Origin of the sequence: Halomonas sp. 3D7M (assembly GCF_014897885.1) — a bacterium.
Classification (GTDB): domain Bacteria; phylum Pseudomonadota; class Gammaproteobacteria; order Pseudomonadales; family Halomonadaceae; genus Vreelandella.
In genome coordinates this window covers 1-4,813 of the sequence record NZ_JABUZF010000158.1, presented here as the reverse complement: position 1 = coordinate 4,813, position 4,813 = coordinate 1, and the positions used below count along the sequence as shown (strand labels likewise).

The window sequence follows — 4,813 nt, the reverse complement described above, 5'->3', positions numbered from 1 at the left end:
AGGTAACCCCTCCGATCCTGTCATCAATGTGCGCTTTGCACAGGCTGGCCGGCGTCGTCTCATTGCTCGACGCGCGCCGATTGAGTGCTTAGAGCCACCGGCGCAGCCAGCGTAACTGGCCGCGCCGTATGGCACTCTAGTGATGCGGATTACATAGTCGGATGGTTACATATTGGGATAGTTAGGCCCGCCGCCGCCTTCTGGTGCTACCCAGGTAATATTTTGGGCAGGGTCTTTAATATCGCAGGTTTTGCAGTGCACGCAGTTCTGAAAGTTGATCTGGAAGCGTGGCTTGCCTTGATCATCTTCCACCACTTCATAAACCCCCGCAGGGCAGTAGCGTTGGGCCGGTTCTGCATAGGTTGGCAGGTTGTCGCGAATCGGCAGCTCTGGATCTGCTAGGCGCAGATGGCAGGGCTGGTCTTCTTCGTGGTTGGTGTTGGACAAAAAGACGGAAGTCGATTTATCAAACGACAATTTGCCATCGGGCTTCGGATAAGTAATTTTTTCGAACTCAGCAGCAGGCTTCAGCACGCCGTGGTCGGTGGTGGTGTCATGAACATTGGGTAGCTTATTGCCCAGCAGTTGATTGACGAAGTTGTAAGCACCGCCGCCTACCGTGCCATATTTATGCATAGCAGGGCCAAAGCTCGCGCTCTCTTTCAGCTCTTCATAGGCCCAGCTAGCCTGCCATTTCTCAGTGAAGCTAGCCAGCTCCTGAGCACCTTCATCACCCCCCTTAATGGCTTCAAAGACGCTTTCTGCAGCGACCATGCCAGATTTCATTGCTGTGTGCAGGCCTTTGATTTTGGCAAAGTTCAGCGTGCCCGCATCGCAGCCAATCAACAGGCCACCCGGGAACGTCATTTTCGGTAGGCAGTTAAAACCGCCTTTGGTAATGGCGCGCGCACCATAAGCAACGCGTTTGCCGCCTTCTAAATATTGGCTAAGCACCGGGTGATGCTTCATACGCTGGAATTCATCAAAAGGTGACAGCCAGGGGTTCTTATAACCAAGATCCATAATGAGGCCAACGACGACCTGCTGATTTTCCGCGTGGTAAAGGAACCAGCCGCCGTGAGTGTCTTTTTCAAGCGGCCAGCCCGAGCCGTGAAGCACAAGTCCGGGTTCGTGTTTGTCGGCGGGAACATCCCACAGTTCTTTCAAGCCAATCCCATAGTGCTGTGGGTCACGACCAGCATCTAGTGAGAACTCTTTGATTAACCGTTTACCCAAGTGGCCGCGGGCACCTTCGGCAAATAGTGTGTATTTCGCGCGCAGCTCCATGCCTGGCATATGGCCATCTTTAGGAGTGCCATCTGCGCTAACACCCATGTCACCAATGAGGATGCCGCGTACTGCATCATCTTCGATAATCACGTCCTGGGCAGCAAAACCAGGGAATATTTCCACCCCAAGGGACTCGGCTTGCTCTGCCAACCAGCGGCATAGGTTGCCTGCGCTAATCACATAGCGATTAAGCTCGCCGCCAGTGTTATGCATGCTTTTTGGCACTAGCGCATTAGGGATTTTTTGCGCTTTTTGAGCATCTTTTAATAGATAAACATCGTCACGAACGGCAGGTGTGTTAAGCGGTGCGCCGCGCTCTTCCCAATCAGGAAATAGCTCTGCCAGTGCGCGGGGCTCAAAGACAGCACCAGAAAGGATATGGGCGCCGACTTCGGAGCCTTTTTCGACGACACAAACCGTCAACTCTTGTTCCGCTTGATTTGCCTGTTGCATCAGACGGCAAGCGGAAGCTAGACCAGAGGGGCCAGCCCCGACAATGACTACATCGAAGTCCATGACATCGCGTTCAACATTTTCCACCCGGCTTCTCCTTATTCTCATAAGAGCCATTATTTACCAAAACTAGCCTGTACAAACGTCAAATGAGCGTTATGAGAACTAGTTTATAAAAAGATGGCCTTAATTTTAAACGGTCGTTTGCTTCTGGTTATGCCCCATGATAGGCATAATACCCCTGTAAGGTCACCCCTACGATGGCAAAAGCACCATTTATCCATGGAGTTTACATCGCTGCTACGACCAAGGCCGTAGTTAATCGGTGTTGTCGCTAGTCACTAGGTTGTGGCAAATTGATAGGGTTTTTCATTTACAGACCTATCAAACGCTTGCATGAATTTTTTAAGGTGGCGTATTTAAATACACGTCGCCCCTATTTTAGAAGCATCAGTTGGTACGATGCTGAGACAAGCTAACGGCTTCCATCACAAGCCAAGCGAGGAATCTATGAAAGTACTCGTCGCGGTTAAACGCGTCATCGACTATAACGTCAAAATCCGCGTGAAAGCGGACAACTCTGACGTTGATCTTACCAACGTCAAAATGGCGATGAACCCCTTCTGCGAAATTGCCGTAGAAGAAGCGGTGCGCCTCAAAGAGAAAGGTGTTGCGACAGAAGTCGTGGCCGTTACCGTTGGCCCCAAGGCGGCTCAAGAGCAGTTGCGCACCGCGCTAGCGCTTGGGGCAGACCGTGCTATTCATATTGAAACCGACGAGCGCGTTGAGTCGCTTGCGGTGGCTAAGTTGCTAGCTAAGGTTGTTGACGAAGAGCAACCTGGCTTAGTGATTCTTGGTAAGCAGGCCATCGATACCGACAACAATCAAACGGGGCAAATGCTGGCCGCGTTGACCAATCTACCCCAAGGTACTTTTGCCTCTGAGGTTGCTGTTGACGGTGACAAGGTGAATGTTACTCGCGAGATCGATGGTGGTCTGCAAACCGTAGCGCTTTCTCTGCCCGCTATCGTTACCACCGATTTGCGTTTGAACGAGCCGCGTTACGCGAAGCTGCCCGACATCATGAAGGCTAAGAAGAAGCCGCTGGATACCAAAACGCCCGCTGATTACGGGGTTGAAGTGGCCTCTAAGGTTAGCTTGCTCAAAGTGGAGTCCCCGGCAGAGCGCAAAGGTGGTGTTAAAGTCGCCTCGGTAGATGAATTGATCGACAAACTGAAAAACGAAGCCAAAGTGCTTTAATAGGAGCTGATCTCATGAGCATTCTGGTACTTGCCGACCTTCATGAAGGTCAGTTAGCGGGCGCAACCGCTCACGTAGTTGCTGCTGCCAAGGCGATTGGTGGTGACATTGACGTGCTGGTGGCCGGTGAAGGCGTTCAGGCGGCGGCTGATGCTGCTGCAAAGCTTGAAGGCGTCAATAAAGTTCGCGTTGCCGATAACGCTGTTTACGCCCATCAGCTTGCCGAGCCAATGGGCGCGCTATTGGTTGAATTGGCTGGCGACTATACCCACGTGTTGGCTAGCGCCTCTACCACCGGCAAAAACGTACTGCCGCGTTTGGCTGCCTTAAAAGATGTTAGCCAGCTGTCCGACGTGATTGGCGTTGAAAGTGCTGACACTTTCCTGCGCCCCATTTATGCGGGCAACGCCATCGCCACAGTAAAAAGCGACGACGCACTGAAAGTGATGACCGTGCGTACCACTGCGTTTGATGCGGTCGAGAGCACGGGTAGCGCCTCTGTAGAAGCGGTAGACGTAGTGGTCGAAAATGGTCAGTCTAGCTTTGTTAAGCAAGAGCTGGCGCAATCCGATCGTCCGGAACTTGGCGGTGCTAAAGTCGTGGTGTCTGGTGGTCGTGGTATGGGCAACGGCGAAAACTTTAAGCTGCTTGACGGCATCGCTGACAAGCTGGGTGCTGCCATTGGTGCATCACGAGCGGCCGTAGACGCAGGCTTTGTGCCCAATGATATGCAGGTTGGCCAAACCGGTAAGATTGTGGCCCCTGAGCTGTATATTGCCGTGGGTATTTCTGGCGCTATTCAGCACTTGGCGGGCATGAAAGACTCCAAAGTCATTGTTGCGATCAACAAAGACGAAGAAGCGCCAATCTTCCAAGTCGCCGATTACGGCTTGGTGGGTGATCTCTTCGAGGTTCTGCCGGAGCTTGAAAGCAAGCTATAAGCCACTGAATCTAAACTGGCTAAAAGCCGACTTCACCAGAAGTCGGCTTTTTTATTGGCGATGAATTCGATAAACTGCCAATAGTTGACTAAGGTACTGGGGTATAAAATGTATCGGTTATCAATAATCGCTACTCACGGTAATTAATTATAGCCGTGATGGTTGAAAAAGGTGGGGTAAGACCACACTTAGTTATGTGAACGTAACAAAAGCCACTTAAGGAGAAGTTAGCATGGCACATACACTTCCAGAATTACCGTACGCTTATGACGCACTTGAGCCGCATATCGATGCGATGACGATGGAGATTCACCACTCTCGTCACCACAACACTTACGTCACTAGTTTGAATGCTGCGCTTGAAGGCACGGGCCTTGAAGACGTGCCGGTAGAAGAGCTGGTTGCCAATCTTGATCGTGTACCTGAAGAGAAGCGTCAAGCCGTTATTAATCACGGCGGCGGCCATGCCAACCACTCTATGTTCTGGCAAATTATGTCACCTAATGGCGGCGGCCAGCCTCAGGGTGATGTAGCAAAAGCGATTGAAGCCGAGCTAGGCGGTCTTGACGCGTTCAAGGAAGCGTTCAAGGCAGCAGCGCTGGGTCGCTTTGGTAGCGGTTGGGCATGGCTCTCCGTGACACCTGAGAAAAAGCTGGTTGTTGAAAACACCCTGAACCAAGATAGCCCGCTAATGCATGGCAATACGCCGGTATTGGTTCTGGATGTTTGGGAGCACGCATACTACCTGAAGTTCCAGAACAAGCGTCCTGATTACGTAGCAGACTTTTTTAACGTCGTTAATTGGGAAGATGTTGAGCGTCGTTATCAGGCGGCTATCGCCTAAACCCGCCTTATTCACGAGGGCGCTG

At 51.7% G+C, this 4,813-nt stretch carries 4 protein-coding genes; 3 read left to right on the top strand and 1 reads right to left on the bottom strand.

What is annotated here, in order from left to right; genetic code table 11:
* Window positions 1-165: 165 nt before the first annotated feature.
* Window positions 166-1,830 carry an electron transfer flavoprotein-ubiquinone oxidoreductase gene (locus tag INT22_RS07580; RefSeq protein WP_193061336.1) on the bottom strand — a complete coding sequence of 555 codons (1,665 nt, stop codon included), beginning with the start codon at window positions 1,828-1,830 and terminating at the stop codon, window positions 166-168.
* 423 nt (window positions 1,831-2,253) lie between these two features.
* On the opposite strand from INT22_RS07580, the gene INT22_RS07575 reads away from it, so the two are divergent.
* The 3 genes from INT22_RS07575 to INT22_RS07565 all read left to right on the top strand — a co-directional run bounded on the left by INT22_RS07575 (window position 2,254) and on the right by INT22_RS07565 (window position 4,788).
* Window positions 2,254-3,003 (top strand): electron transfer flavoprotein subunit beta/FixA family protein, encoded by a 750-nt coding sequence (locus INT22_RS07575; RefSeq protein ID WP_038485245.1) that lies wholly within the window; start codon window positions 2,254-2,256, stop codon window positions 3,001-3,003.
* Between the two features lie 14 nt (window positions 3,004-3,017).
* A complete protein-coding gene (locus tag INT22_RS07570; protein WP_089037764.1) occupies window positions 3,018-3,944 on the top strand; it encodes an electron transfer flavoprotein subunit alpha/FixB family protein in 927 nt (308 codons plus the stop codon).
* 232 nt (window positions 3,945-4,176) lie between these two features.
* Window positions 4,177-4,788, top strand: coding sequence for a superoxide dismutase (locus tag INT22_RS07565; RefSeq protein WP_193067984.1), 612 nt, complete (start codon window positions 4,177-4,179; stop codon window positions 4,786-4,788).
* Window positions 4,789-4,813: the final 25 nt, after the last annotated feature.